This is a genomic window from Amycolatopsis benzoatilytica AK 16/65 (assembly GCF_000383915.1).
In the GTDB taxonomy this organism is placed as follows: Bacteria; Actinomycetota; Actinomycetes; order Mycobacteriales; family Pseudonocardiaceae; genus Amycolatopsis; species Amycolatopsis benzoatilytica.
The window spans coordinates 1,914,676-1,937,467 of sequence record NZ_KB912942.1 but is presented as its reverse complement, the minus strand read 5'-3'; the positions used below and the strand labels follow the sequence as shown (position 1 = coordinate 1,937,467).

The 22,792-nt window shown below is 71.3% G+C and carries 20 protein-coding genes, 1 tRNA gene and 1 pseudogene; 16 read left to right on the top strand and 6 right to left on the bottom strand.

Annotated elements, in window-relative coordinates:
- Positions 1-32: 32 nt before the first annotated feature.
- Both AMYBE_RS0109165 and AMYBE_RS46615 read left to right on the top strand, forming a co-directional pair.
- Positions 33-1,361, top strand: coding sequence for an NAD(P)/FAD-dependent oxidoreductase (locus tag AMYBE_RS0109165; RefSeq protein ID WP_020659069.1), 1,329 nt, complete (start codon positions 33-35; stop codon positions 1,359-1,361).
- Between the two features lie 12 nt (positions 1,362-1,373).
- The gene (locus AMYBE_RS46615) at positions 1,374-1,508 is read left to right on the top strand and encodes a hypothetical protein (protein WP_020659068.1); all 135 of its coding nucleotides are present in this window, start codon (positions 1,374-1,376) and stop codon (positions 1,506-1,508) included.
- Positions 1,509-1,586: 78 nt separating this feature from the next.
- Here the strand turns inward: AMYBE_RS46615 and AMYBE_RS46855 are convergent.
- From AMYBE_RS46855 to AMYBE_RS0109140, 3 genes and pseudogenes are all read right to left on the bottom strand, one after another.
- Positions 1,587-2,444 (bottom strand): annotated as a pseudogene (locus AMYBE_RS46855) (tellurite resistance/C4-dicarboxylate transporter family protein); the annotation flags it as partial.
- A gap of 117 nt (positions 2,445-2,561) precedes the next feature.
- Positions 2,562-2,936: a DUF488 domain-containing protein gene (locus tag AMYBE_RS0109145; protein ID WP_027927506.1), complete on the bottom strand. Its 375-nt coding sequence runs from the start codon at positions 2,934-2,936 to the stop codon at positions 2,562-2,564.
- Positions 2,937-3,352: 416 nt separating this feature from the next.
- A complete protein-coding gene (locus AMYBE_RS0109140; protein ID WP_020659064.1) occupies positions 3,353-3,754 on the bottom strand; it encodes a hypothetical protein in 402 nt (133 codons plus the stop codon).
- 121 nt (positions 3,755-3,875) lie between these two features.
- Between AMYBE_RS0109140 and AMYBE_RS45410 the strand changes: the two genes are divergently transcribed.
- The 3 genes from AMYBE_RS45410 (at position 3,876) to AMYBE_RS0109130 (ending at position 7,554) form a co-directional block, all read left to right on the top strand.
- On the top strand, positions 3,876-5,870 hold the full coding sequence (locus AMYBE_RS45410; protein WP_169515216.1) for a hypothetical protein: 1,995 nt from the start codon (positions 3,876-3,878) through the stop codon (positions 5,868-5,870).
- Complete coding sequence (locus tag AMYBE_RS45405) at positions 5,845-6,588, top strand: multicopper oxidase domain-containing protein (RefSeq protein WP_169515214.1); 744 nt, start codon at positions 5,845-5,847, stop codon at positions 6,586-6,588. The genes AMYBE_RS45410 and AMYBE_RS45405 overlap by 26 nt, the downstream gene beginning before the upstream one ends.
- Before the next feature lie 210 nt (positions 6,589-6,798).
- Positions 6,799-7,554, top strand: coding sequence for a GAF and ANTAR domain-containing protein (locus AMYBE_RS0109130; protein WP_020659060.1), 756 nt, complete (start codon positions 6,799-6,801; stop codon positions 7,552-7,554).
- 106 nt (positions 7,555-7,660) lie between these two features.
- Here AMYBE_RS0109130 and AMYBE_RS43295 read toward each other — a convergent pair whose 3' ends face one another.
- On the bottom strand, positions 7,661-8,278 hold the full coding sequence (locus AMYBE_RS43295) for a TetR family transcriptional regulator (protein WP_020659059.1): 618 nt from the start codon (positions 8,276-8,278) through the stop codon (positions 7,661-7,663).
- Positions 8,279-8,506: 228 nt separating this feature from the next.
- Here AMYBE_RS43295 and AMYBE_RS0109120 point away from each other — a divergent pair, with 228 nt between their 5' ends.
- From AMYBE_RS0109120 to AMYBE_RS44705, 4 genes are all read left to right on the top strand, one after another.
- Entirely contained in the window at positions 8,507-9,310 is an 804-nt protein-coding gene (locus AMYBE_RS0109120; protein WP_020659058.1) for an SDR family oxidoreductase, read from the top strand.
- A 301-nt stretch (positions 9,311-9,611) separates the two neighbouring features.
- Positions 9,612-9,962 carry a DUF779 domain-containing protein gene (locus AMYBE_RS0109115; RefSeq protein WP_020659057.1) on the top strand — a complete coding sequence of 117 codons (351 nt, stop codon included), beginning with the start codon at positions 9,612-9,614 and terminating at the stop codon, positions 9,960-9,962.
- A gap of 25 nt (positions 9,963-9,987) precedes the next feature.
- Positions 9,988-10,827: an alpha/beta fold hydrolase gene (locus tag AMYBE_RS0109110; RefSeq protein ID WP_020659056.1), complete on the top strand. Its 840-nt coding sequence runs from the start codon at positions 9,988-9,990 to the stop codon at positions 10,825-10,827.
- Positions 10,828-11,339: 512 nt separating this feature from the next.
- Positions 11,340-11,546 carry a hypothetical protein gene (locus AMYBE_RS44705; protein WP_154676151.1) on the top strand — a complete coding sequence of 69 codons (207 nt, stop codon included), beginning with the start codon at positions 11,340-11,342 and terminating at the stop codon, positions 11,544-11,546.
- A 66-nt stretch (positions 11,547-11,612) separates the two neighbouring features.
- Here the strand turns inward: AMYBE_RS44705 and AMYBE_RS0109100 are convergent, their stop codons facing one another.
- The gene (locus AMYBE_RS0109100) at positions 11,613-12,530 is read right to left on the bottom strand and encodes a LysR family transcriptional regulator (RefSeq protein ID WP_027927503.1); all 918 of its coding nucleotides are present in this window, start codon (positions 12,528-12,530) and stop codon (positions 11,613-11,615) included.
- 70 nt (positions 12,531-12,600) lie between these two features.
- Between AMYBE_RS0109100 and AMYBE_RS0109095 the strand changes: the two genes are divergently transcribed.
- Positions 12,601-13,521 carry a DMT family transporter gene (locus AMYBE_RS0109095; protein ID WP_020659053.1) on the top strand — a complete coding sequence of 307 codons (921 nt, stop codon included), beginning with the start codon at positions 12,601-12,603 and terminating at the stop codon, positions 13,519-13,521.
- 67 nt (positions 13,522-13,588) lie between these two features.
- On the opposite strand, the gene selD is transcribed toward AMYBE_RS0109095, so the two are convergent.
- Complete coding sequence (selD, locus tag AMYBE_RS0109090; protein ID WP_020659052.1) at positions 13,589-14,587, bottom strand: selenide, water dikinase SelD; 999 nt, start codon at positions 14,585-14,587, stop codon at positions 13,589-13,591.
- Between the two features lie 64 nt (positions 14,588-14,651).
- On the opposite strand from selD, the gene AMYBE_RS0109085 reads away from it, so the two are divergent.
- The 6 genes from AMYBE_RS0109085 (at position 14,652) to nrfD (ending at position 22,715) form a co-directional block, all read left to right on the top strand.
- A tRNA-Sec gene (locus tag AMYBE_RS0109085) sits at positions 14,652-14,746 on the top strand.
- Positions 14,747-14,758: 12 nt separating this feature from the next.
- Positions 14,759-16,042 carry an L-seryl-tRNA(Sec) selenium transferase gene (selA, locus tag AMYBE_RS0109080; protein ID WP_027927502.1) on the top strand — a complete coding sequence of 428 codons (1,284 nt, stop codon included), beginning with the start codon at positions 14,759-14,761 and terminating at the stop codon, positions 16,040-16,042.
- Positions 16,033-17,757: a selenocysteine-specific translation elongation factor gene (gene selB, locus AMYBE_RS0109075; protein WP_020659051.1), complete on the top strand. Its 1,725-nt coding sequence runs from the start codon at positions 16,033-16,035 to the stop codon at positions 17,755-17,757. The genes selA and selB overlap by 10 nt, the downstream gene beginning before the upstream one ends.
- Positions 17,758-17,795: 38 nt before the next feature.
- Positions 17,796-21,017: a formate dehydrogenase gene (gene fdh / locus AMYBE_RS0109065; protein ID WP_169515212.1), complete on the top strand. Its 3,222-nt coding sequence runs from the start codon at positions 17,796-17,798 to the stop codon at positions 21,015-21,017.
- Positions 21,010-21,831, top strand: coding sequence for a 4Fe-4S dicluster domain-containing protein (locus AMYBE_RS0109060; RefSeq protein ID WP_020659048.1), 822 nt, complete (start codon positions 21,010-21,012; stop codon positions 21,829-21,831). Before fdh ends, AMYBE_RS0109060 begins: the two co-directional genes overlap by 8 nt.
- The gene (gene nrfD, locus AMYBE_RS0109055) at positions 21,828-22,715 is read left to right on the top strand and encodes an NrfD/PsrC family molybdoenzyme membrane anchor subunit (protein ID WP_020659047.1); all 888 of its coding nucleotides are present in this window, start codon (positions 21,828-21,830) and stop codon (positions 22,713-22,715) included. Before AMYBE_RS0109060 ends, nrfD begins: the two co-directional genes overlap by 4 nt.
- Positions 22,716-22,792 lie beyond the last annotated feature (77 nt).

The following is a 22,792-nucleotide window of genomic DNA, read 5'->3' as shown; positions in this document are numbered from 1 at the left end:
GGTAGGTAGTAAATACTAGGAGAGGCGGGAAGATGACCTCACCCGCGCAAGAGCCACGCCGGATCCTCATCGTCGGCGCCGGGCAGGCCGGGCTGCACGCGGCGGCGCGGTTGCGGCACCGGATCCGGCCCGCCGAAGCCGCGATCACCGTGGTGGACTCGCACTCCTACTCGACCTATCAGCCGCTGCTGGCCGAAGCCGCGGCCGGCAGCCTGGAACCCCGGCACGTGGTCGTGCCGCTGCGGCAGGTCCTGCCCGGCGTGGAGGTGCTCACCCGGGCCGTGGTCTCGATCGACCACTCCCGCCGCACCGCCTTCCTGGCCTCCGACGCCGGCGAGCCGGAACCGGTCGGCTACGACGTGCTGATGCTGGCCCCGGGATCGGTGACCCGCGTGCTGCCGGTGCCTGGGCTGGCCGAAAACGGGATCGGCTTCAAGACCGTCGGCGAGGCGATCCACCTGCGCAACCACGTGCTCGCCCAGCTCGACTCCGCAGTCTCGGCCCGCTCGGCCGCCGAACGGCGGCGGGCGTTGACGTTCGTGTTCGTCGGGGGCGGCTACGCCGGTGTCGAGGCGCTGGCCGAACTGCAGGACATGGCGCACGACGCCTGCCGCCACTACCCCGGGATCGAGCCCGCGCAGCTGCATTGGGTGCTGGTGGAGGCGACCGGCCGGATCCTGCCCGAGGTGGGCGAACGGATGGGCCGCTACACCGTCGACCTGCTGCGCCGCCGCGCCATCGACATCCGGCTGAACACCCGGCTGACGTCCGTTGTGGACGGTCACGTGATCCTGGACGACGGCTCGGAGTTCGACGCCGGCACCCTGGTCTGGACCGCCGGAGTGGCCCCGCATCCGCTGCTCAAACAGACCGACCTGCCGCTCGACGAGCGCGGCCGGGTGCGTGCCACCGAATATCTGTCCGTCCAGGACACTCCAGACGCGTGGGCACTCGGGGACTGCGCGACCGTGCCCGACCTGACCGGCGGCCCGGGCGCAGTCTGCCCGCCCAGCGCACAGCACGCTGTCCGGCAAGCTCGAGTGGCCGCCGACAATGTGCTCGCCGCGCTGCGCGGCCGCGCGCTGACGCCGTACCGGCACACGTCGGCCGGATCGGTTGCCAGCCTCGGGCTGTACCAGGGCGTCGCGCAGATCTACCGGCTTCGGCTGCACGGCTTCCCGGCCTGGCTGGCACACCGCACCTACCACTTGCTGGCGCTGCCCACCTGGAACCGGCGGCTGCGGGTGGTCGCCGACTGGACGCTGGCCCTGTTGTTCCCGCGGGAGATCGTTTCCCTGGACGCACTGGAGCACGCGCACGACGAATTCGCCGCCTCGGCGGAAGCGGCCGGCCGGAGGTAAGGCGCGGACCGGTTGGCGCGCACCGAGGCCGGGATCCCGGCGCGGGCGCCTGTCGCCGGTTTCCCCGGCTTGGGCGAGACCGGACTGCTCGACGCCGCCTGCGCGTCTCGCCTCGTCGCGGCCCCGGACCGCCTGGCCGCCGAATAGCCACCGCCAGCCCGCGACCAGCATGGCCGCGAACACCACGACCCACATCGCCAGCGCCGCCCATGCCTCGCCGGCGCCGAGCGCGACCAGCCAGTGCGTGCCGGTCGCGTGCCCCAGCTGGTCGCTGGCCACGCCGTACATGCCTGCCGGGAACACGATGCTCCACAGTGCGCTCTCGTAGCGCAGCGGCACCCGCCGCACCAGGTGCCGCCACCCGCCAAGGGCTACCAGCAGTGGGATCAGCCAGCTGCAGAACGACCACGACACCAGCGACACATCCGCGAGAATCCCGCGGGACAGGAGGCCATCGGGGAGGTCGAGCAGCCGGGCGCCGGCCAGCGTCGTGATCGCCGCGGCACCCATGAAAACCCAGTACGGCGGGACCAGATCCGCCGCCGCGACCGGCCGCACCAGCAACCGGGCCAACCCGAGACCGGCCAGCAGCAGGTACAGCACCAACCCGATCGCCCAGCACACCGACCCGACGATCGCCAGGAGGGCGGCCGGCCCGAACGACGCCAGCGTGGCGGCGGACACGGCGATGGACTGGGTGCCGACGACCCAGATGAACCAGGTGCCGTTGACCTGGTCCAGGCTCGGACGCCGGCGCGGGTCGGCGATCAGCCCCAGTGGCACTCCGTAGCCGAGCACCACCCAGCTCACCACACCCGCGACCAGCAGCACGGCGGCCAGCCGATGCCATCCGGCAGCCGCCAGCCGGGCGGCCAGCACGTTCGACGCGGCCACGAAGGTGAGGAACGCGAACCCTCGCGGACTGACCGCGTCGGCCAGCATTCGCCGAGGCCACCGCAGCAAGCGCCACCCGGACACGGCGATCAGCCCCAGATAGCCGATCAGCCCGATCAGCAGCAGCGCGACCGACACGGACGGCAGGCCATCTTCGGCAAGGGCCGTGGACACGATGCCGGTGGCCATGACGAAAGCGAACACGCCCGGGTTGAGACCGCGCACGACCCGCCCGTATCCGGCCCGCCTGGGGCGGGTTGCTCGCGACGTTCGCTGATCCATGCGGTCGCTCCGCTGCCGGCCGCGTCAGGCCGTCCGACCGGAGTCCGGGGCCAGCCACTCGACGAGGACGGCCGCCTGGCTGTGCTCGAGATCCCGCGTCGCGGTCAGCAACGTCAGGTCGTGTTGACGGGCGACCAGGCGAAGGTGCCGGGCGGCCTCTCGTCGCGGGGACTCGCCGAGCTCGGCCAGGTAGCGGCGGCGGAACTCGGCGAACCGCGCGGGGTCATGCCCGTACCAATGGCGCAGCTCGGTGGACGGCGCCACCTCGCGCAGCCACTCGTCCAGGTGCGCGTTCTCCTTGCGCATCCCTCGCGGCCACACGCGGTCCACCAGCACCCGCACCCCGTCCGACCGGGCTGGCTGGTCATAAATTCTGCGACAAGCGATGTGCGTATTCACGGCACTCTCCTTCCCCGCGCCCGCAGGCAACCTCCTGCCCTCGCCATTTTATCCAAACTGAATTGTATAAACTGCCCGCGGTGACCCGGCTCCCATCCCCAGTGTCCACCCAACCAAGGCGGCGGTCCATGCGAGACGATCGCCGGAATCCGGTGCCGAACTCGGCGGCACCGGACGATCCCGGCGCCCGACCGGCCGGTTCTCCAAGTCCGTGAAGGGGTCCTTGAGGGAATCGGATTCCCTCAAGGACCCCTTCACGGACTTAAGTAAACGGACATTTGAACCTCAATAGGTCATTTAGCTGGCCTAGGTGTCCGTGATAGACGCTCAGCAGACCGAGCCGACCCCGCGTTGAGTTCCCGGCAATTCCCGTGCTGACCGCCGGACGGGTCCCGCCTCGGCCTCCGCTCCGGCCGTCAGCCGGCCAGCAGCACCCCGACGAACAACGCCGCCAGCGCGCTCACGCCGGTGAGCGCGCCGAACACGGCCAGCCCGGCGCTACTGCGGGCGCGGCTGTGCAGAAACGCGGTAATCCCGGAGAGGGCGACGACCGCGAGCTTGACGATCAGCGTGGTCCGGTAACTCCCGGTGTCTTTGTCCGCCTCGGCCAGGATGTTCCACCCGCCGGTCGCCACCAGCACCGCGAACGCCGGCCAGGCGACCTGGTTGAACCGCCGCGCGGCCGCCGCGGGCACCTGGGCGCCGAGCCCGCGCAGCACGGGGACCAGTGCGGCGAGGGTCAGCTGCCCGCCGACCCAGACAGTGGCGGCCAGCACGTGCAGGAACAGCCGGACCGTGTCCCAGGACACCGCGAGCATGACAGTCGACCCTCCCCTTCCGGCAGTCCGGCTGCGGAGGACCTCCGGCCCTACCGCACCCGCCAGCCGCACCGTACTCTCCTCTTGTTTATACGAATCTTGTAGTAAAAACGGGACGGCCGTGATCGACCACGAACCAGAGCACCCGCCGCAGTACCGGCGGCTGCCGCTGACCGAACGCCAGGGCGCGTCGCCGCGCCGGCGTCGCCACGCCCTGGCCGCGAGTCTGGTCGCCGGCTACCTGATCGCCGCCGGCGGCGCGGTGATCGCGCACGGCGTGCTGGCCATGCCGGAATGGCTGGCGCTGCATCTGCTGGTGCTCGGTGCGGCCAGCAACGCCGTACTGGTCTACAGCCGGCACTTCGCCCAAGCTCTCCTGCATGCCCGGCCCGGCCCCGAATGGCCGGCCAACGCCCGCCTGGCCGCGTTCAACGCCGGCGCGCTCGCTGTGCTGACCGGGATGACCACTCGGCTGCTCTGGCTCGTGACCGCCGGAGCCGCGCTGGTGGTCCTCGCCGTGCTCGCGCACACCGCCGCGCTGATCGCCATGACGCGGGCCGCCAACCTCTCCGGGCGGCTGCGGGTCGTCGTCCGGTACTACGTCGCCGCCGGATTCTGCTTGATCATCGGCGGCACGCTAGGCGGGCTGCTCGGCGACGGCGCGATCCGCCCCGCAGAGTGGCAGCAGGCGGTGCGCCTGGCGCATGCGCACCTGAACCTGCTGGGCTGGCTGGGCCTGGTGGTCATCGGCACGCTGTTCATGCTGTGGCCGGCCGTGCTGCGCACGCGCATGCCCGACACGGCGCCGCGGACTGCCCGGCAGGTCCTGGCGGTCACCGTGACCGGTCTCGCGATTGCGGTGACCGGTGCGGTCCTCACCGGATGGCGGCCCGCAGCACATTGGCTGGCCGTCGCAGGCATGGTCGGCTATAGCGCGGGTGTCGCCTACGCGTTGGTCCCCGCGATCCGCGAGATGCGGGCCAAGGCGCCACGCACAGCCGCGCCGGTGGCACTGCTGGCCGGCAACGGCTGGCTGCTCACCGCGCTGGCTATCGATATCGCCGGCCTCGCCATGGGCAGTTCCGCCGCGGACGACCTGCTCGGCCGTCTCCTGGTCCCGGTGCTCGGCATCGGCACCGTCGCCCAGATCCTGACCGGCGCGCTCGTCTTCCTCATCCCGGTGACCGTGGGCGGCGGGCCGACGGGCAATCGGCGATTGACCGAGGTCCTGGAGTACGCCTGGCTGCCCCGGGCCGTCCTGGGCAACCTTGGCGTGCTCTTGCTCGTCCTGCCCGCCGCCGGCGCTCTGCGAATGCTGGCCTGGGCGTTGGTGCTGGCCGGGTTCGGCTCGTTCCCGGCGCTCGTGATCGCGGCCCTCCGGCGCTCTGCGAATGCTGGCCTGGGCGTTGGTGCTGGCCGGGTTCGGCTCGTTCCCGGCGCTCGTGATCGCGGCCCTGGCGACGCGGCGCCGGACGGGCCCGGCCGACACCGCCGAGCCTGCCAAGCCGGCCCGGCGGCTGGCTGGCCACGAACTCCTGGCCGTCACCAGCGTCGCGGCCGTGCTGGCGGTGCTCTCCTTGGTGAGTGCCGGAGCCTGGCCCGGACAGCATCACGACGACGCGGTGCCGACGGCCTCGTCCAGCATGCCGGTGGCAGTGAGCTTGACCGAGTTCGCCGTCACCCCGGCGGCGATCACCGTGGCCCCGGGCACGGACCTGGTGCTGACCGTGCGCAATGCCGGCCGGATGAGCCACGACCTGAAACTGGACGGCCGGCACGGCACCGGCACGTTGGCGCCGGGCCAGCAGGAAACCGTCGACTTCGGCGTCGTCACCCGGGACGAACAGGCTTGGTGCACCATGCCCGGCCACCGCCAAGCCGGCATGACCCTCGCCATCCGCGCCACCACGGCCCCCGCTGCCTCGGCCATCGCCCAACAGCCCGGCCCGGCCATGGCCGGCATGGACATGAACGCGGTCCCGCCACCGACCTGGCGGCCTTACGACCCGACCCTGCGACCGGCCCCCGGCGGCACCGAACACAACCTCACCCTGCGCGTCGAACAGACCACCGTCGAGGTCGCACCCGGTGTGCGCCAACAGGTCTGGACCTATAACGGCACCGTGCCCGGACCGTTGCTGCACGGCCGCGTCGGCGACCTGTTCACCGTACGCGTGATCAACAGCAGCGACATGCCGCACTCCATCGACTTCCACGCCAGCCAGATCAGCCCCGACGCCGCGATGCGGCCCATCCCGCCGGGAGGCGAACTGACCTACTCCTTCCGCGCCGAGCACGCCGGAATCTGGCTCTACCACTGTGCGACCGCACCGATGATCCAGCATCTGGCGATGGGCATGTACGGCGCGGTCGTGATCGACCCGCCCACGCTGGCGCCCGCCGAGGCGTCCGAGGTGCTCCTGCAGTCCGAGTTCTACCTCGGCCAGGGCGGCGGCGTGCCGGCGATGTCGCAGCTGCTCGCCGCGGACCCGAATCTCGTGGTGTTCAACGGATACGCCAACCAGTACCGCTCCGCGCCGATCCACGTCCGCGCCGGAGCGCGCATCCGGCTGTGGGTACTCGACGCCGGCCCCAGCGAACCCAGCGCTTTCCACGTCGTCGGAGCCCAGTTCGACACCGTCTTCAAGGAAGGCGGCTACCAACTGCGGCCCGGGAACGCCGTCGACGGCGCCGCCCAGGAACTGGACCTGCAACCAGGAGAAGGCGGCTTCGTGGAGCTGACCCTCCCCCAGCCCGGCACCTACCCCGTCATCACGCACCGGCTCGCCGACGCCGAACGCGGTGCCATGGGCAGCATCGTCGCCGGCTCCTGAATGCCAGCCGCGCAGACCGTTTACCCGATTCGGGAAACTGAAGCGACCACCTCCCCGCGCGGCGCGCGACTTCGTGATTCATTGGCAGCGCGCGATTGTTTGCCCGGCGGCGTGGCGGGTACCAAAAGGTTGACCCCGGACCACAGCTGCGGACCACGCCGTCGGACGGAGCCAGACGGGCGCACGCTGCGGGCAGGGTCGAGGACCGCCATGACCTACCGCCCTTCTACCGTCGCCGCTCCGCGGGGCGAGCCGCTCCCGCTGCTGCGCGCGTTGATCGACATGGCCGACACACTGGCCGACGACTACGAATTGGTGAACAGCCTGCACCGCCTGGCCGAGTCGTGTGTGACGTTGTTCAGCGCCTCGGCCGCCGGCCTGATGGTGGCCGACCGGCGCGGCGCGCTCACCGCCGTCGTCGCGTCCGAGCCGGGCGCGCACCGCCTCGATCTGCTGCAGCAGCACAGCGGGCACGGCCCCTCGGTCGATGCCCACCGCTTAGGCGCACCGATCCGCGTGGACAACCTGAAATACGCCTCCGCGAAATGGCCGCTGTTCGCCGCCGAAGCACTCGCCGAAGGATTCCAGTCGGCATACGCACTTCCTTTGCAGAGAAGGGCAGACGCGGTCGGCGCGCTCACCTTGCTCGGCCGCGAAAACACCACGCTGCCACCCGACGAGCTGCACGAGGCCCGTGCCTTGACCGAGATCACCGCGATCGGAATCGTGCACGAGCGAGAGATCCGGGAGTGCCACCGATTGTCCGAGCAGCTGCAGAACGCACTCAACACCCGGGTCGTCATCGAGCAGGCGAAGGGCGTCCTCGCGCACGCCGGGCAGATCCCGATGCAGGAGGCGTTCGCACAGCTGCGCCACTACTGCCGCCGCAACCAGCAGCAAATGACCACCATCGCCACGATGCTCGCTACCAACGCCCTGTCGCCCGAAGAAATTCTCGGCGACTAGGAGACGGCAGGACGCTGTCTCACCGAACGCGTCGCCACCGCGGAACACGAACGCGCCAGCGCCGGACTGGCCGCCGCCCTCGTCGCGATGTCCTGCCGCGGCGCGCTCAGCCGCCGACCGGAGCGGTGAGCAGGCCGACGATCAGGTCGACCAGTTCCCCGTCGCCGACCGACGAGTCCGCCGCCGATTCACCGGGAAGGCGGGCGCGTTCGCGGTCGGCGAGCAAAGCGAACAGCACGGTCGGGAGAACGCGCAGCCGACGCTTCCGGAGCGCGGGCGGCATGGGGGCCAGCGCGCGGTCGAGGCTGGTGACGATCATCCGGACAGACGCCCGCTCCGCTCGGCGGAGGTTCTCCGCCGCGGACAGCGACGAGTGGGCGCGAACCTGCTCGAGGAAGCGGGCGTAGTGAGTGGCGCCGTGTTCGTAGGGAATCGCGAGCATCGGCTGCACCAGTGCGGACACCAGGGCCCGAACGTCCGGTTGCGCACCCGTCGCCTCGTATTCCGCGAGCATCTCCCGGCGGCGCTGTTCGAGTGCGGAGATGCGGTAGTCGGCAACCGCGCTGATCAGGCCGTCGCGAGTGCCGAAGTAGTACTGCACGGCCGAGTTGTTGCGCTGACCGGCCGCGATCGCGATGTCGCGCAACGGCACCTCGACTCCGCGCTCGGCGATCAATCGCTCCGCCGCGACGATGATGCGCTCTCTGGCGTCCGGACCGGTCACCGGTCCAGATTAGAGCATGTCTCACCTGGTGCTGTCGTGATGCCTGGGCGGTCGGCGGCCAGTTTGCCGGTCTGTCCGTGAAGGTCCCCATGAGGGAATCCAAGTCCCTGAGGGGGCCCTTGACGGACAAACCAGCGGGCCGTTCGGCGTGCACCGCCTGAGACAAGCTCTTAGCGCCCAGCGAATGATTCCTTGACTTTTAAGCATGAACGCTTAACGCTGGCCATCATGACGATGGACTTGTTTCGGTTGCCCGGAGCGGTGGCCGTGGTGACTGGCGCCGGTCGCGGAATCGGAGCGGCCTCGGCGGTCGCGCTCGCCGAAGCCGGCGCGGACGTGGTGCTCAGCGCGCGCACCGAAAGCCAGCTGACCGAGGTCGCCGGCCGGGTGGAAGCGCTCGGCCGGCGTGCGGTCGTGGTGCCCGCTGATCTTTCCGATCCCACTGCTGCGGCCGGTCTCGCGCAGACCGCCGTCGACCAGCTCGGACGGCTCGACGTGGTGGTGAACAACGTGGGCGGCACCTTGCCGAACACGTTCCTCACCACGACGACGGAGTTTCTCGACGAAGCGTTCCGGTTCAACGTGACCACCGCCCACGCGCTGACTCAAGCGGCGGTTCCCCATCTGCTGGCGAGCGGCGGCGGTTCGGTGGTGAACATCTCGTCGGTCATGGGCAAGCTCGCCGGGCGCGGTTTTCTCGCGTACGGCACCGCGAAGGCGGCCCTGGCGCACTACACTGAACTCGCCGCGGTCGACCTCGCACCGCTGATCCGGGTCAACGCCATCGCCGTGGGATCGACCCTGACCTCGGCGCTGGAGATCGTCGCGAACGACGAGAAGATCCGCACCAAGATGGAAGCGGCGACCCCGCTGCGCCGGTTGGGCAAGCCGGAGGAAGTCGCTGCCGCCGTGGTATTCCTGGCTTCGCCCGCCTCCGGCTACACGACCGGATCGCTGCTGCGGGTCGACGGCGGGATCGGCGCCCCCAACCTCGAACTCGGCCTCCCGGACCTCACCAGCCCGAACGCCTGACGGAGCCGGGCCGCCCGCTGTCGGCGAAGGGCCCCTTGCGGGACTTGGATTCTCGCAAGAGGCCCTGCACGGACTTCACCCGCGCCGGCCGCGCGTCAAGTCGGGCAGAACGACGCAACCTGCCGTGAGACCCGCGAACGAGAGACCTTCGGCTCTGCACGGCCATCAGCGTTGCGCGTTGCCTTGGAGGCGGCGCCGGGCCGGCTCGGCCGGTGCTCAGCGGAGCGCGGTCGCGCCAGCGTCGCTCGAGGCACGGCGAACCTGCCGCGCCGCTCGGCCTGTTCTGAGCAAGGAGAGCCCGATGAACGTGCACCACCCCGAGCGGGTCACCGCGACGACGGCGGCCCGCGACGCGATCGCCGCGTTGCGAGCCGCCCGCGGCCCGGTGATGTTCGTCCAGTCCGACGGCGGCCGCGGCGGCAGTGTCCCGTTGTGCTTTCCCGCCGGCGAGTTCCTCGTCGACCCTCACGACGTCCTGCTCGGTCAGATCGACGGCGCCGCCTTCTACCTCGACGCCCGGCTCGACGAGGAATGGGGGCACGGGAACTACGTTCTCGACGTCGCCGACGGCGAGCCCGAAACCTTCTCCCTGCCCGCTGGCTCCCACCGTCACTTCGTCACCCATGTGCAACTCGAACAAGGCGTCTCGTAGCAGCCGACCGGCATAGGCGGGAATCATGACCGGGGACAGCACGCGGATAACCTGGCACACCACGACCATCGAAGGCCGGCCCGCTCATTACGGCACCGGCGGCCACGGTGACCACGTCGTGTTCCTGCACGGCTGGGGCATCGCCGACCGGGCCTGCACGAAAGCGCTGCAAAGTCTCGCCGCCAGCGGTCTCGCCGTCCACGCGCCCGCGCTACCCGGATTCGGCGGCACCGCGGAACTTCCGCGCGCCGAACGGGACCTGCGCGGCTACGCGCGCTGGGTCGCGTCCTTCATCGCTCGCATCGGGGTGCCCAGCCCGGTGACGCTCATCGGGTATTCGTTCGGCGGCGGCGTCGCGATCCGCACCGCGCACGACAGCCCGGAGCTCGTGCGGCGCCTGGTGCTGGTCAACTCGATCGGCGGGTCGTCCTGGGCCGACGGCCGCGGCGTCGTGAAAGCCCTCGCCGAGCGCCCGCTCTGGGACTGGGGACTGCATCTGCAGGCCGACCTGATGCCGGGGCGGCAGATCACCCGGGTGCTGCCGGTCGTGCTGCGCGATCTCGTCCCGAACCTGGCGCGCGCGCCCGGAGCCATCCTGCACGTCGCCCATCTGGCGCGCACGGCCGACCTGACCGACGAACTGGCGGAGCTGAACCGCCGCCGGCTGCCCATCGTGATCGTATGGAGCAGACAGGACAACGTGATCCCGGCCGCCACACTGCGCTCCTTGCGCACCAGCCTGGGCGACCCGCGGCTGGTCACGGTGCCCGGCGGGCACACGTGGCTGATGGCCGAGCCGAAGCGATTCGGCGAAGTCATCACCAATATCCTCGCCTTCCCCGACCAGCCGCCTGGCGCCGCCTGAGCGCTGTCGCCGGTCGGTGAACCCGCGACCACCTGACTTCGCGGCTGGCTCGACCCGCCACCGGCTGGCCGCTGTCCGGTTAGGGTCCAACGTCCTCCCGGGGAGGTCTTCAGTCCCTGACTCGCGCGCGAGCTTTGTCGGTATCCTGCTCCGCTCAGGAAACGGTCAGCGAAGCCAACGGCAAACCGAGGTGCGTTGTGCTGGTTCGACTCGAGCGTGCGATGGTCTGCTCCTGCGTTCTCCTGCTCTTCGCGCTTGGCCCCGCGCTGCCGGGCCCGCCGTTCGGCGCGGAAGGGGCGAGCCGGACCAAACCTCGGTCGACCCGCTACGGACGCCGGGTCCGGCGCGTCTCCGCGAGCGCCGGAAGTGCGCTTCTCGCGCTTTTCCTGCGCGTTCGAGCGGTGCGACAGAGGGCTGCGCGGAACAGCCGCCCCGCCCTGGTGCCACGGCTCGCGATTTCCCGCGTCCCGGTCGAAGACCTCCCGCTCGACGCTCTGTATCTCGCCTGGCAAATGAGCTACCTGCAGCTCCGGCAGACCGACGGTACCGCCGCGGCCACCATCATCACCGCCCGTCAGTCCTATTTGGATGAACTAGAACGCCGTGACCGGAATGGTTTTCTGCGCTGGCTCGACCGCGGAGCGACCGCCACCAGCGACCCGCGCGAGTTCATCCACGACTCGCGCACCAGCGGGAAGAACCGCTATCGCGCCGCCTGACCTCCGGCCGGACGCCCGCGGCCGGATCGGCTGGCGCCTGGCCCGGGTGCCGGCTGCCTCGCGGTGCTAGCTCGGCGCGTGCTCGCGGACCCTGGCCCGTGCGGACTCTCGGAGCAGGCGGGTCAGCCGGTCGAGCCCCGGATCGCCACGCCGGGCGGTACGGCAGGCGGCGAACAGGTGGCGGCTCAGCGGGCTGCGCACTCGGGCGAGGCGGACGCCGCGCGGGACCGCGGCGACGGCCAGGTCGGGCACCAGCGCGACACCCGCGCCCGCGGCGACCAGCTCGAGCTGCGCGGCGAAGTCCGCCGACTCCGCGACCACGCGCGGACGGAAGCCGGCCAGGCCGCACGCCCGCTCCACCATGTCGAAACAGGTCAAGTCCCCCGGCGGCGCGAGCCAGGAGTGGGCGTCGAAGGCGACCAGGTCGACCTCCGCGGCGGCCGCCGGGTCGTCTTCCGGCAGCGCCAGCCAGACTTGCTCGACGGCAAGAGGATCGGCGTCGACGCCGTCCGGCAGGGTGCGCGGCACGTTCGAGTACGAGTGGATTACCGCCAGGTCGGCGCGTCCGGCTACCAGCGCTGCCAACGCGTCCTCGGGCTCCGGTGTCGCCAGGGACAGCTCTATGGCCGCGTCTTCAACTCGCAGCCGGCTCCACGCATCGGCGACGAATGTCCGCGCGGCCGAGGGAAAAGCGACAAGTCGGTACGAGCCGGTGGCACCGCGGCGAAGGGCGTCCACTTCGAGCTCGGCAAGGGAGAGCCGGTCGAGAACGTCTCGGCCGTGAGCGGCCAGCAGCCTTCCCGCGGGAGTGAGCGCCAGCCGTCTGCCCTGGCGCTCGGTGAGCGTGATCCCGAGCTCCCGTTCCAGAGCGCTGAGCTGCATGGAAATCCCGGGCGCGGTCAGGTGCAGTTCCCCGGCGACCGCGGCGAGCGTGCCGAGCCGGTCCAGCGCCGCGAGCATCCCGAGCTTCCGGACATCTATCATCAGTCCAGCTTAGGTGATAACTAAGAATAATTCACTAGTGCTGAAGTGTCGCTCGGCGCAGGCTGGGACGATGAAGATGGATCGTGGCGTGGCCGCCGGGCTCGGCGTCGTGGTGCTGTGGGCCAGCGCCTTCCCGGCAATCCAGGTCGCGGCTCCCGACCTCGGGGTGGTCGGGCTGTCGGTCGTGCGGCTGGCGGTGGCCGCAGCCGGCTTGCTCGTCGCCGCCGTGTTCACCCGAGTACGGCTTCCGCGACTACCGGACCTGGGCTGGATCATCGTCGCCGGCTTCTTCGGCATGACCGCCTACCAGCTGCTGCTCAACGAAAGCGAACTGCAGGTGCCCGCGGGTACCGCGAGCATGATCGTGGCGGCTGCCCCGCTGGTGTCCGTGGCGGTGGCGCGGTTGCTGTTCCGGGAGCGGATCACCCGGGCCACGATGATCGGCAGCGCGGTGGCGCTGTCCGGGGTCGCGATCGTCTGCCTCTCCCGGGCAGGGGTATCGGTGCCCGCCGCGGTGTGGATCGCCGTGGCCGCGATGGTCGTGCAGGGCATCTACCACCCGTTGCAGCGACCGTTGCTCCGCCGCTACAGCGGCCTGGAGGTGGCGACCTACACGATGGTCGCCGGCACGGCGATGACCCTGCCGCTTCTGCCCAGCGGCTGGTCCGAGCTTTCCGGCGCGACGGCAGGCGGCTGGCTCGCGGCGATCTACCTCGGGCTCCTCCCCTCGGCCCTCGGCTTCGTGCTGTGGGGGGTCGCTGTCGGACGGCTCCCGGTCGCAGTGTCCACCTCGCTGCTGTACCTGGTTCCGCCGGTCGCCGTCGTCATCGCCTGGATCTGGCTGGGGGAAGTGCCGCTCTTCACCGAATTGACCGGTGGCTTGGTGGTGCTCCTGGGCGTCGTCGTTATCTCGCAAGGCCAGCGTCTCCTGGACCGCCTGCGCGCGTCCCAACGGAAGGAGACGCAGGCCCGCGTGCGTCTTCCACGCTGACACCGGAGTGCTGACGCGTGAACGCAAGGCATCGCCGCAGCGCGCTCGCGGCCGGCGGTATCAGGAATCAGCCGAGCACCACCGAGAACTGCGATCGCGGCGCGAGTTCGCCGATCACCGGATGCCCCGGAACTTCCCCGGCCACCAGCAGCCCGCCCGAGGTCTGCGCGTCGGCGAGGAGCAGGGCCTCCTCCTCGCTGACCCGGGACAGGTCCGCGTGCGGGCGGACCCAGTCGAGGTTGCGCCGCGTGCCGCCGCTGACATAGCCGTCCCGCAGGGCGTCGCGCGCGCCGTCGAGGTACGGCACCGCGGCGGGATCCACCCGGGCGGTCACTCCGCTGGCCCGGGCGAGTTTGTGCAGGTGGCCGAGCAGCCCGAACCCGGTCACGTCGGTGGCGCACACCGCGCCCGCGGCCACCGCGGCGCGTGCCGCGCGGTCGTTCAGTTCGGTCATCGCGGCGATCGCCTGCGGGAACCGTTGCCCGGTGGCCTTGTGCCGGGTGTTGAGCACGCCGATGCCGAGCGGCTTGGTCAGGGTGAGCGGAACGCCGGGGCGGCCGGAATCGTTGCGCAGCAGGCGATCCGGATCGGCGACGCCGGTCACCGCGAGACCGTACTTGGGCTCCGGGTCGTCGACGCTGTGTCCGCCGGCGAGGTGGCAAGCAGCAGCCGAGCACACGTCGAGTCCGCCGCGCAGCACCTCCCGGGCGAGGTCGAACGGCAGCACCTCGCGCGGCCAGCCCAGCAGGTTGACCGCGACGACCGGCGTGCCGCCCATCGCGTACACGTCCGAGAGCGCGTTGGCGGCGGCGATGCGGCCCCAGTCGTACGGGTCGTCGACCACCGGGGTGAAGAAGTCAGTGGTCGCGATCAGCGCGGTGCCGCCGGAAATGCGTACCGCCGCCGCGTCGTCGCCGGCGCCGAGGCCCACCAGCAGTTCGCCGGCCGCGCCCGCGGGCGGGGCGACGGCGAGTCCGCGGACCATGTCCTCCAGTTCGCCGGGCGGGATCTTGCACGCGCAGCCACCGCCGTGCGCATAGTGCGTCAGCCGGGTTGTCGTCGTCATCGTGCCTATCGTGCTCGCCCTGCGGGCTGGGCGCGACCTTGGCAGGATGGCAGGCATGCCCCAAGGAGGCGTCTCCGGCCTGGTGGCCGGCGCGGTCTTCAAAACCGTTGAGCGGCAGGTGCTGCCGCTGGCGGGTTCGATTCCCGTCCGCCTCCGCCAGGGAGCCCGGCGGTGACCGATCCGCGCCGGGCGATTCCGCGTACCGACGTGCTGCTCGCCGAACCGAGCATCGCGGACGCGGCGCGACACCTCGGGCGGCGACGGGTGAAAGCCGTCGTCGCCGCTTCTCAGCAGCGGGCGCGAGACGGCGAGATCACGCCAGCAGCGGTGGTCGAGGACGTGCTGGCCCACCTGCCCGGACAAGTTTCCTCGCTGCAGCCGGTGCTCAACGCCACCGGCGTGATCGTCCACACGAACCTGGGGCGCGCCCCGCTTTCGGCCGCCGCGCTGGAGGCGGTCGTAGCCGCGGCCGGGACGACGGACGTCGAGTTCGACCTCGCGGCCGGCAACCGGGCGCGGCGCGGGCGAGGAGCGCTGGCAGCGTTGCGCGAAGCCGCGCCCGACGCGGGCGCGGTGCATGTAGTGAACAACAACGCGGCCGCGCTGCTGCTGTGCGCGCTGACGCTCGCGCCCGGCCGCGAGATCGTGGTGAGCCGCGGCGAACTCGTGGAAATCGGCGACGGGTTCCGGATCCCGGATCTGCTCGCCTCGACCGGCGCGCGGCTGCGCGAGGTCGGCACGACCAACCGCACCCGGGTCTCGGACTACGAGTCCGCGATCGGTCCCGAGACCGGATTCGTGCTCAAGGTGCATCCGTCGAACTACCGGGTCAGCGGGTTCACGTCGGAGGCGACGGTGGCCGAACTGGCCGGACTCGGCGCGCCGCTGGTCGTGGACATCGGCTCTGGCCTGCTTGCCCCGCACCCCCGGTTGCCCGGCGAACCGGACGCGGCGACCGCCCTGCGCGCCGGCGCCGACCTGGTCACCGCCAGCGGCGACAAACTGCTCGGCGGACCGCAAGCCGGATTGCTGCTCGGCGACGCGGAACTCGTCGCACGATTGCGGCGGCATCCGGCGGCACGGGCGTTGCGGGTCGACAAACTGACCCTCGCCGCGCTGGAAGCGACCTTGCGCGGTCCGCGCAGCCCGGTGCGGGAGGCGCTGGAGGCGGACGCGGCCAGTCTGCGCGAACGCGCCGCAGCGCTCTGCGCGGAGCTGACCGGGGTGCCCGCCGAGGTGGTGCCCTCGGTCGCGACGGTCGGCGGCGGCGGCGCTCCGGGAGTGGAACTGCCGAGTGCGGCCGTCGCGCTGCCGGAGCGCTACGCCGCCGCGTTGCGCCAGGGCAAGCCGCCGGTGGTCGGCCGGCTCGTGCACGGAAAATGCCTGCTGGACTTGCGGACGGTGCCGCCGGCCGAAGACGTCCGCCTGGCCGCCGCGGTGCGCCGATGCGGGTGATCGCCACCGCCGGGCACGTGGACCACGGCAAATCGGCCCTCGTGCGGCGGCTGACCGGAATGGAACCGGACCGCTGGGCCGAGGAGCGGCGGCGCGGGCTCACCATCGACCTCGGGTTCGCCTGGACCGCGATCGGCGGCGAGCCGGTCGCCTTCGTCGACGTCCCCGGGCACGAACGGTTCGTGCCGAACATGCTCGCCGGAGCCGGCCCGGCGCCGGCGGTGCTCTTCGTCGTGGCCGCGGACGAGGGCTGGATGCCGCAGTCGGCCGAGCACCTGGCGGCGCTCGACGCGTTCGGCGTCCGCCGGGGTCTGCTCGCGGTCACGAAGGCCGATCGCGCCGATCCCGGCCCGGCGGCCGCGGCGGCCTCGCGCGAACTGTCCGCCACGGCGCTGGGCGAACTGCCCGCGGTCGCGGTGAGCAGCACGACTGGCGAAGGAATCGACCGCTTGCGCGACGCACTGGCCGCGCTCATGGCCAGCCTGCCCCAGCCCGATCCGGGCGCCGACCTGCGGCTGTGGCTCGACCGGGCGTTCACGGTGGCGGGCGCGGGCACCGTCGTGACCGGGACCCTCGCCGCGGGCACCATCGCCGTCGGCGACGAACTGGTCTTGAACGGCAAGACAGTGAGTGTCCGGGGCCTGCAAGCCCTCGGCGAAGACCGCCCGCGGGTGCACGGCGCAGCTCGGGTGGCGGTGAACCTGCGGGGAGTCTCCCGAGACGAGGTCCGGCGCGGCGACGTTCTGCTCGCTCCGCACGCGTGGCGCACGACCGAGACGCTCGACGTCCGGGTGCGCGGCGCTGCGTCGGAAAGCCTGCACCGCGAACTGGTTCTCCACGTAGGCACCGCCGCGGTGCCAGCGCACGTCCGTCCGCTCGGGACCGATACGGCCCGGCTCGCGCTGCGCCGCCCGCTGCCGCTGCGGATCGGCGACCGGGGACTGCTGCGCGACCCCGGCGAGCACGCCATTCCGGCTGGAGTGGACGTGCTGGACGTCTGCCCGCCGCCGCTCGGCCGGCGCGGCGCCGCGCGGGCGCGGGCGGCGGAACTGGCAGTTCCGGACCTCGCTGCCGAACACCTGCGTCGCCGAGGATTCGTCCCGGCCGCGGAATTCCGCGCGATCGGCCTCGCCCCCGCCGGGCTGCGGATCGGTTCCTGGCTGGCTGACCCGCAGCGGTTCGCCCGGCTGAAGGAAGAAACCCGGTCGGTCGTCGCGGCGTGGAGCCGGGCCCACCCGGTCGACGCCGGGATGCCCGCCGAAGCGTTGCGCCAGCGGCTCGGGCTTCCCGCCGCCGAACTGCTCGCGCCGTTGCTGGACGGCCTGCACCAGGAGGGCGGCCGCGTACGGCTGCCGGGCAGCGGGCTGGCCCCGTGGCTCGAGGCCGCGCTGGACGCGCTCGACCGCCGGTTCGCCGAGCAGCCCTTCCGCGCTCCGGAAGCCGCCGAGCTGAGCGAACTCGGCCTGGGCAAACGAGAACTCGCGGCGGCAGTGCGGCACGGCCGGCTGACCGAGATCGCGGCCGGGGTGGTGCTCGGCCCGGACGCGCTGCGCCGCGCGGCGGAAGTGCTGCGGCAGATCGAGCAGCCGTTCACGGTGTCGGCGGCGAAGCGGGCGTTGCAGTCGACCCGCCGGGTGGCGGTGCCGTTGCTGGAACGGCTGGACGCGGCCGGCCGGACGGTGCCCCTGGCAGACGGAACCCGTCGCGCCCGCTGAGCCTGCGCGAGCTGGCGAACAGGATTACCTTGGCAAGCATGGGTGTCCGGCAGTGGATCCAGAGCTGGCCGGTGTACCGGCAAGCCGCCGGACCGGATCGGCTGGCCCGCGGGGCCGCGGCGAAATCGCGCGGCTCCGAGCAGTGGCACGCGCGCACGAAAGACGCCGACCGGGTGGTGCGGTCGGTGTGCCCTTACTGCGCGGTCGGCTGTGGGCAGCAGGTGTTCGTGCGCGACGGGCGCGTCACCCAGATCGAGGGCGACCCCGATTCGCCCATCTCCCGGGGCCGGCTCTGCCCTAAGGGCTCGGCCAGCAAACAGCTGGTGACCAGCCCGTCTCGGGTCACCGAGGTGCTCTACCGCCGCCCGTACGGCACCGAATGGGAGCACCTTCCGCTCGACCAGGCGATGGACATGATCGCCGAGCGGGTCCTGCGCACCCGTGCCGAAACCTGGCAGGAGACCGACGAGAACGGCGTGCGGCTGCGGCGCACGCTCGGGTTCGCCAGCCTCGGCGGCGCGACGCTGGACAACGAAGAGAACTACTTGATGAAGAAGCTCTACACCGCGCTGGGCGCGATCCAGATCGAGAACCAGGCGCGTATTTGACACTCCGCCACGGTTCCCGGTCTGGGGACCTCCTTCGGTCGTGGCGGGGCCACGACGTTCCAGCAGGATCTGGCGAACGCCGACTGCATCGTGATCCAGGGCTCGAACATGGCCGAGGCCCACCCGGTGGGATTCCAGTGGGTGATGGAGGCCAAGGCGCGCGGCGCGAAGATCATCCACGTCGACCCGCGGTTCACCCGCACCAGCGCGATGGCGCATACGCACGCCACCGTGCGCGCCGGTTCGGACATCGCGTTCCTCGGCGGCCTGGTCAACCATGTGCTGAGCAACGAGCTGGACTTCCGCGAGTACGTGCTGGCCTACACCAACGCCGCCGCGATCCTGCGCGAGGACTTCCGCGACACCGAGGACCTCGACGGGCTGTTCTCCGGCTACGACCCCCAGCGCCGCCAGTACGACGCGACCAGCTGGGCCTACGAAGGCACCGAAGCGGTGCCCGCGGCGGGCCATCGCGAGATGGGGCCGCGCGGGGAGACCCACCACGGCGGCGAAGGACATCAGAGTTCGGCGCGCGCGGAGTCCTACGGCAGCGGCGGCGCGGCGATCCCGGGCAAACCGCGCGAGGACCCGACCTTGCAGCACCCGCGGTGCGTCTATCAGGTGCTCAAGCGGCACTTCGCCCGCTACACGCCGGAGGCGGTCTCCGACATCTGCGGCATCCCGGCGGCGAAGTTCCGCGAGATCGCCGACGCGATCACCGCGAACTCGGGCCGCGAGCGCACCACCGCGTGGGTGTACTCGGTGGGCTGGACCCAGCACACGGTGGGCGTCCAGTACATCCGCACCGCGTCGATCCTGCAGACCCTGCTCGGCAACATCGGCCGGCCCGGCGGCGGAATCATGGCGCTGCGCGGGCACGCCAGCATCCAGGGCTCGACCGACATCCCGACGCTGTTCAACCTGCTGCCCGGCTATCTCCCGATGCCGCACGCACACCAGCACTTCGGCCTCGACGACTACGTCGCGACCGACGCCGGCTCGACCGGGTTCTGGGGCAACATGCGGTCCTACGCGGTGAGCCTGCTCAAGGCGTACTGGGGAGAGCACGCCCAGCCGCACAACGATTTCCGGTTCGACCACCTGCCGCGGCTGACCGGTGACCACGGCACTTACTCGACGGTCAAGAACCAGCTCGAAGGCACCTGCAAGGGCTATTTCGTGGTCGGGGAGAACCCTGCCGTCGGTTCCGCCAACGGCAAACTGCAGCGCCTCGGGCTCGCGAACCTCGACTGGCTCGTGGTGCGCGACCTGCAGATGATCGAGACCGCCACGTTCTGGAAGGACGGCCCGGAGATCGAGACCGGCGAGCTGGCCAGCGCCGAAATCGGCACCGAGGTGTTCTTCCTGCCCGCCGCCGCGCACACCGAGAAGGACGGCAGTTTCACCAACACCCAGCGGCTGCTGCAGTGGCACCACAAGGCCGTCGACCCGCCCGGGGAGGCGCGCAGCGAACTGTGGTTCTACTACCACCTCGGCCGCCTGATCCGGGAAAAGCTGCAGGACAGCACCGATCCGCGCGATCTGCCGGTGCAGGAGCTGACCTGGAGCTATCCGACCGAAGGGCCGGTCGCCGAGCCGTCGGCCGATTCGGTGCTCGCGGAAATCAACGGCCACGGCCCGGACGGTCCGCTCTCGTCCTACACCCAGCTCGCCGAGGACGGTTCGACCTCGTGCGGTTGCTGGATCTACTGCGGCGTCCGCGCGGACGGGCACAACCGCGCCGCGGACCGCAAACCCGGATCCGAACAGAGCTGGGTGGCCCCGGAATGGGGATGGGCGTGGCCGGCGAACCGGCGCATCCTCTACAACCGCGCTTCCGCGGATCCGGACGGGAAACCGTGGAGCGACCGCAAGAAGTACGTCTACTGGGACGCGGAGCGGAAAAAGTGGACCGGCCCGGACGTACCGGACTTCGAGGCGACCAAACCGCCCGACTACCAGCCGCCGGAAGGCGCGCAGGCACAGGACGCGCTCGGCGGGGCCGACCCGTTCATCATGCAGACCGACGGCCGGGCCTGGCTTTACGTGCCCGCCGGTCTCGCCGACGGGCCGCTGCCGACGCACTACGAACCGTTCGAGTCCCCGGTGGACAACGCGCTCTACCGGCAACAGGACAATCCGGCCAGGCAGACCCTGGAAAGCGCGGCGAACCCGTACAACCCGGTCCGCAGCACGGTGTTCCCCTACGTGTTCACCACTTACCGGCTCACCGAGCACCACACCGCGGGCGGGATGAGCCGGACCCTGCCGTATCTGGCCGAGCTGCAGCCCGAGTTCTTCTGCGAGGTCTCCCCCGACCTCGCCGCGGAACGGGGTCTGGAGCACGGCGGATGGGCGACGATCGTGTCGGCGCGCACGGCGATCGAGGCGCGAGTGCTGGTGACCGAACGGATTCCGCCGCTGCGGGTGCGCGGGCGCACGATCCACCAGGTCGGGCTGCCCTACCACTGGGGCCCGGGCGGCCTGTCCCGCGGCGACCCGGCCAACGACCTGCTTTCGGTGGTGCTGGACCCGAACGTGCACATCCAGGAGGCGAAGGCGGCCACCTGCGACATCGTGCCGGGCCGCCGTCCGCGCGGGCCGGCGCTGCTGGAGCTGGTCGAGGACTACCGGAGGAGAGCGGATGGCTGAGTACGGCACGCAGCCCCGGATGGGCTTTTTCACCGACACGTCGGTCTGCATCGGGTGCAAGGCGTGCGAGGTCGCGTGCAAGGAGTGGAACGACGTCCCCGGCACCGGCCTCGACCTGCTCGGCATGTCCTACGACAACACCGGCGACCTCGGCGCGAATTCGTGGCGGCACGTCGCGTTCGTGGAGCAGCCCGCGACCGACCTCGGGATGCCCGGCGTCGGTGCGCCGCAGCAGGACGAGGACAGCGGGATGCGCTGGCTGATGTCCAGCGACGTCTGCAAGCACTGCACGCACGCGGGCTGCCTGGACGTGTGCCCGACCGGCGCGCTGTTCCGGACCGAATTCGACACCGTCGTGGTGCAGGAAGACATCTGCAACGGCTGCGGCTACTGCGTGCCCGCCTGTCCCTACGGCGTGATCGAAAAACGGGAAAGCGACGGTCGCGCGTTCAAGTGCACCCTCTGCTACGACCGGCTGGGCGAGGGACTCGAACCGGCGTGCGCCAAGGCTTGCCCGACCGATTCCATCCAGTTCGGCGAACTGGACGAGCTACGCGAACGGGCGGCCGGGCGGGTGCGGCAGCTGCAGGACGCGGGCGTGTCGCAGGCCCGGCTCTACGGAAACGACCCGGACGACGGGGTCGGCGGCGACGGCGCGTTCTTCCTGCTGCTGGACGAGCCCGAGGTCTACGGCCTGCCGCCGGACCCGGTGGTGCCGACGAGACACCTGGCGCAGATGTGGAAGCACGCGGCAGCCGCGGCGGTCGGCGTCGCCGGGGCGCTCGCCGCATCGTTTCTGGGCGGTCGCCGATGAGCACCCGGTCCGATTCCTATTACGGCCGGCCGATTCTGAAAGAACCGGCGTGGAAGCAGCCCGACGTGCCGCTGTACTTGTTCCTCGGCGGGATGGCCGGTTCGTCGGCTTCGATCGCCGCGCTCGCGGAGCGCACCGGACGGCCGGGCCTCGCCGCCGTCGGACGGCTCGCCGCGGCCAGCGGTGCGGCCGCGAGCGTTCTGGCGCTGGTCCACGACTTGGGCCGGCCGGCCCGGTTCCTGCACATGCTGCGAGTACTGAAGCCGACGTCGCCGTTGTCGGTCGGGTCCTGGATCCTCGCGCCGTTCTCCGGGCTGGCAGCGGTTTCCGCCGGTTCCGCGGTGACCGGCTGGCTGCCTTCGGCGGGGCGTCTCGCCGGTGCCGCCGCCGGGCTGCTGGGCCCGGCGATGTGCACCTACACCGCGGTCCTGATCGCTGATACCAGCACTCCGTCATGGCATGAAGGCCGCCGGGAATTGCCGGTGCTGTTCGCCGGCAGTGCGATGACCAGCGGCGCCGGGGTGGCGTTGCTGGCCGCCCCGTCGTCGGAGACCACGCCGGTGGTGCGCGCCGCGCTGGCTGGCGCCGCGGCCGAACTGACCGCGGCGCATCGGCTGGAACACAAGCTCGGCCTGGTGTCCGAGCCGTACCGCACGGGGCGGGCGGGCAAGCTGCTGAAGGCCGCTCGTGGGCTCACCGTCGCGGCTGCCGGGCTCTCGCTCGCTGCCCGGCGCAGCAAGTTCGCGGCGATCGCCAGCGGGGCCGGGTATCTGGCAGCCGGACTGTGCACGCGGTTCGGGGTCTACCAGGCGGGGGTCGCATCGGCTCGGGACCCGAAGTACGTCGTCCAGCCGCAACGCGAGCGGAAGGCGGCTGCTCGCTGACCTCCCAGTGGGGAGCCAGCGGGCCGTGCGGCAGCAGGGGCATCTGACGGTGTGCGCGACCTGGGGCGGGTTTCGTC

Coding starts and splice junctions, on each gene's coding strand:
- AMYBE_RS0109165 (WP_020659069.1), top strand. CDS start 33: ATGACCTCACCCGCGCAAGAGCCACGCCGGATCCTCATCGTCGGCGCC.
- AMYBE_RS0109140 (WP_020659064.1), bottom strand. CDS start 3,754: ATGCTCGCGGTGTCCTGGGACACGGTCCGGCTGTTCCTGCACGTGCTG.
- AMYBE_RS0109130 (WP_020659060.1), top strand. CDS start 6,799: ATGACCTACCGCCCTTCTACCGTCGCCGCTCCGCGGGGCGAGCCGCTC.
- AMYBE_RS0109120 (WP_020659058.1), top strand. CDS start 8,507: ATGACGATGGACTTGTTTCGGTTGCCCGGAGCGGTGGCCGTGGTGACT.
- AMYBE_RS0109115 (WP_020659057.1), top strand. CDS start 9,612: ATGAACGTGCACCACCCCGAGCGGGTCACCGCGACGACGGCGGCCCGC.
- AMYBE_RS0109110 (WP_020659056.1), top strand. CDS start 9,988: ATGACCGGGGACAGCACGCGGATAACCTGGCACACCACGACCATCGAA.
- AMYBE_RS44705 (WP_154676151.1), top strand. CDS start 11,340: ATGAGCTACCTGCAGCTCCGGCAGACCGACGGTACCGCCGCGGCCACC.
- AMYBE_RS0109100 (WP_027927503.1), bottom strand. CDS start 12,530: ATGATAGATGTCCGGAAGCTCGGGATGCTCGCGGCGCTGGACCGGCTC.
- AMYBE_RS0109095 (WP_020659053.1), top strand. CDS start 12,601: ATGAAGATGGATCGTGGCGTGGCCGCCGGGCTCGGCGTCGTGGTGCTG.
- selD (WP_020659052.1), bottom strand. CDS start 14,587: ATGACGACGACAACCCGGCTGACGCACTATGCGCACGGCGGTGGCTGC.
- selB (WP_020659051.1), top strand. CDS start 16,033: ATGCGGGTGATCGCCACCGCCGGGCACGTGGACCACGGCAAATCGGCC.
- AMYBE_RS0109060 (WP_020659048.1), top strand. CDS start 21,010: ATGGCTGAGTACGGCACGCAGCCCCGGATGGGCTTTTTCACCGACACG.
- nrfD (WP_020659047.1), top strand. CDS start 21,828: ATGAGCACCCGGTCCGATTCCTATTACGGCCGGCCGATTCTGAAAGAA.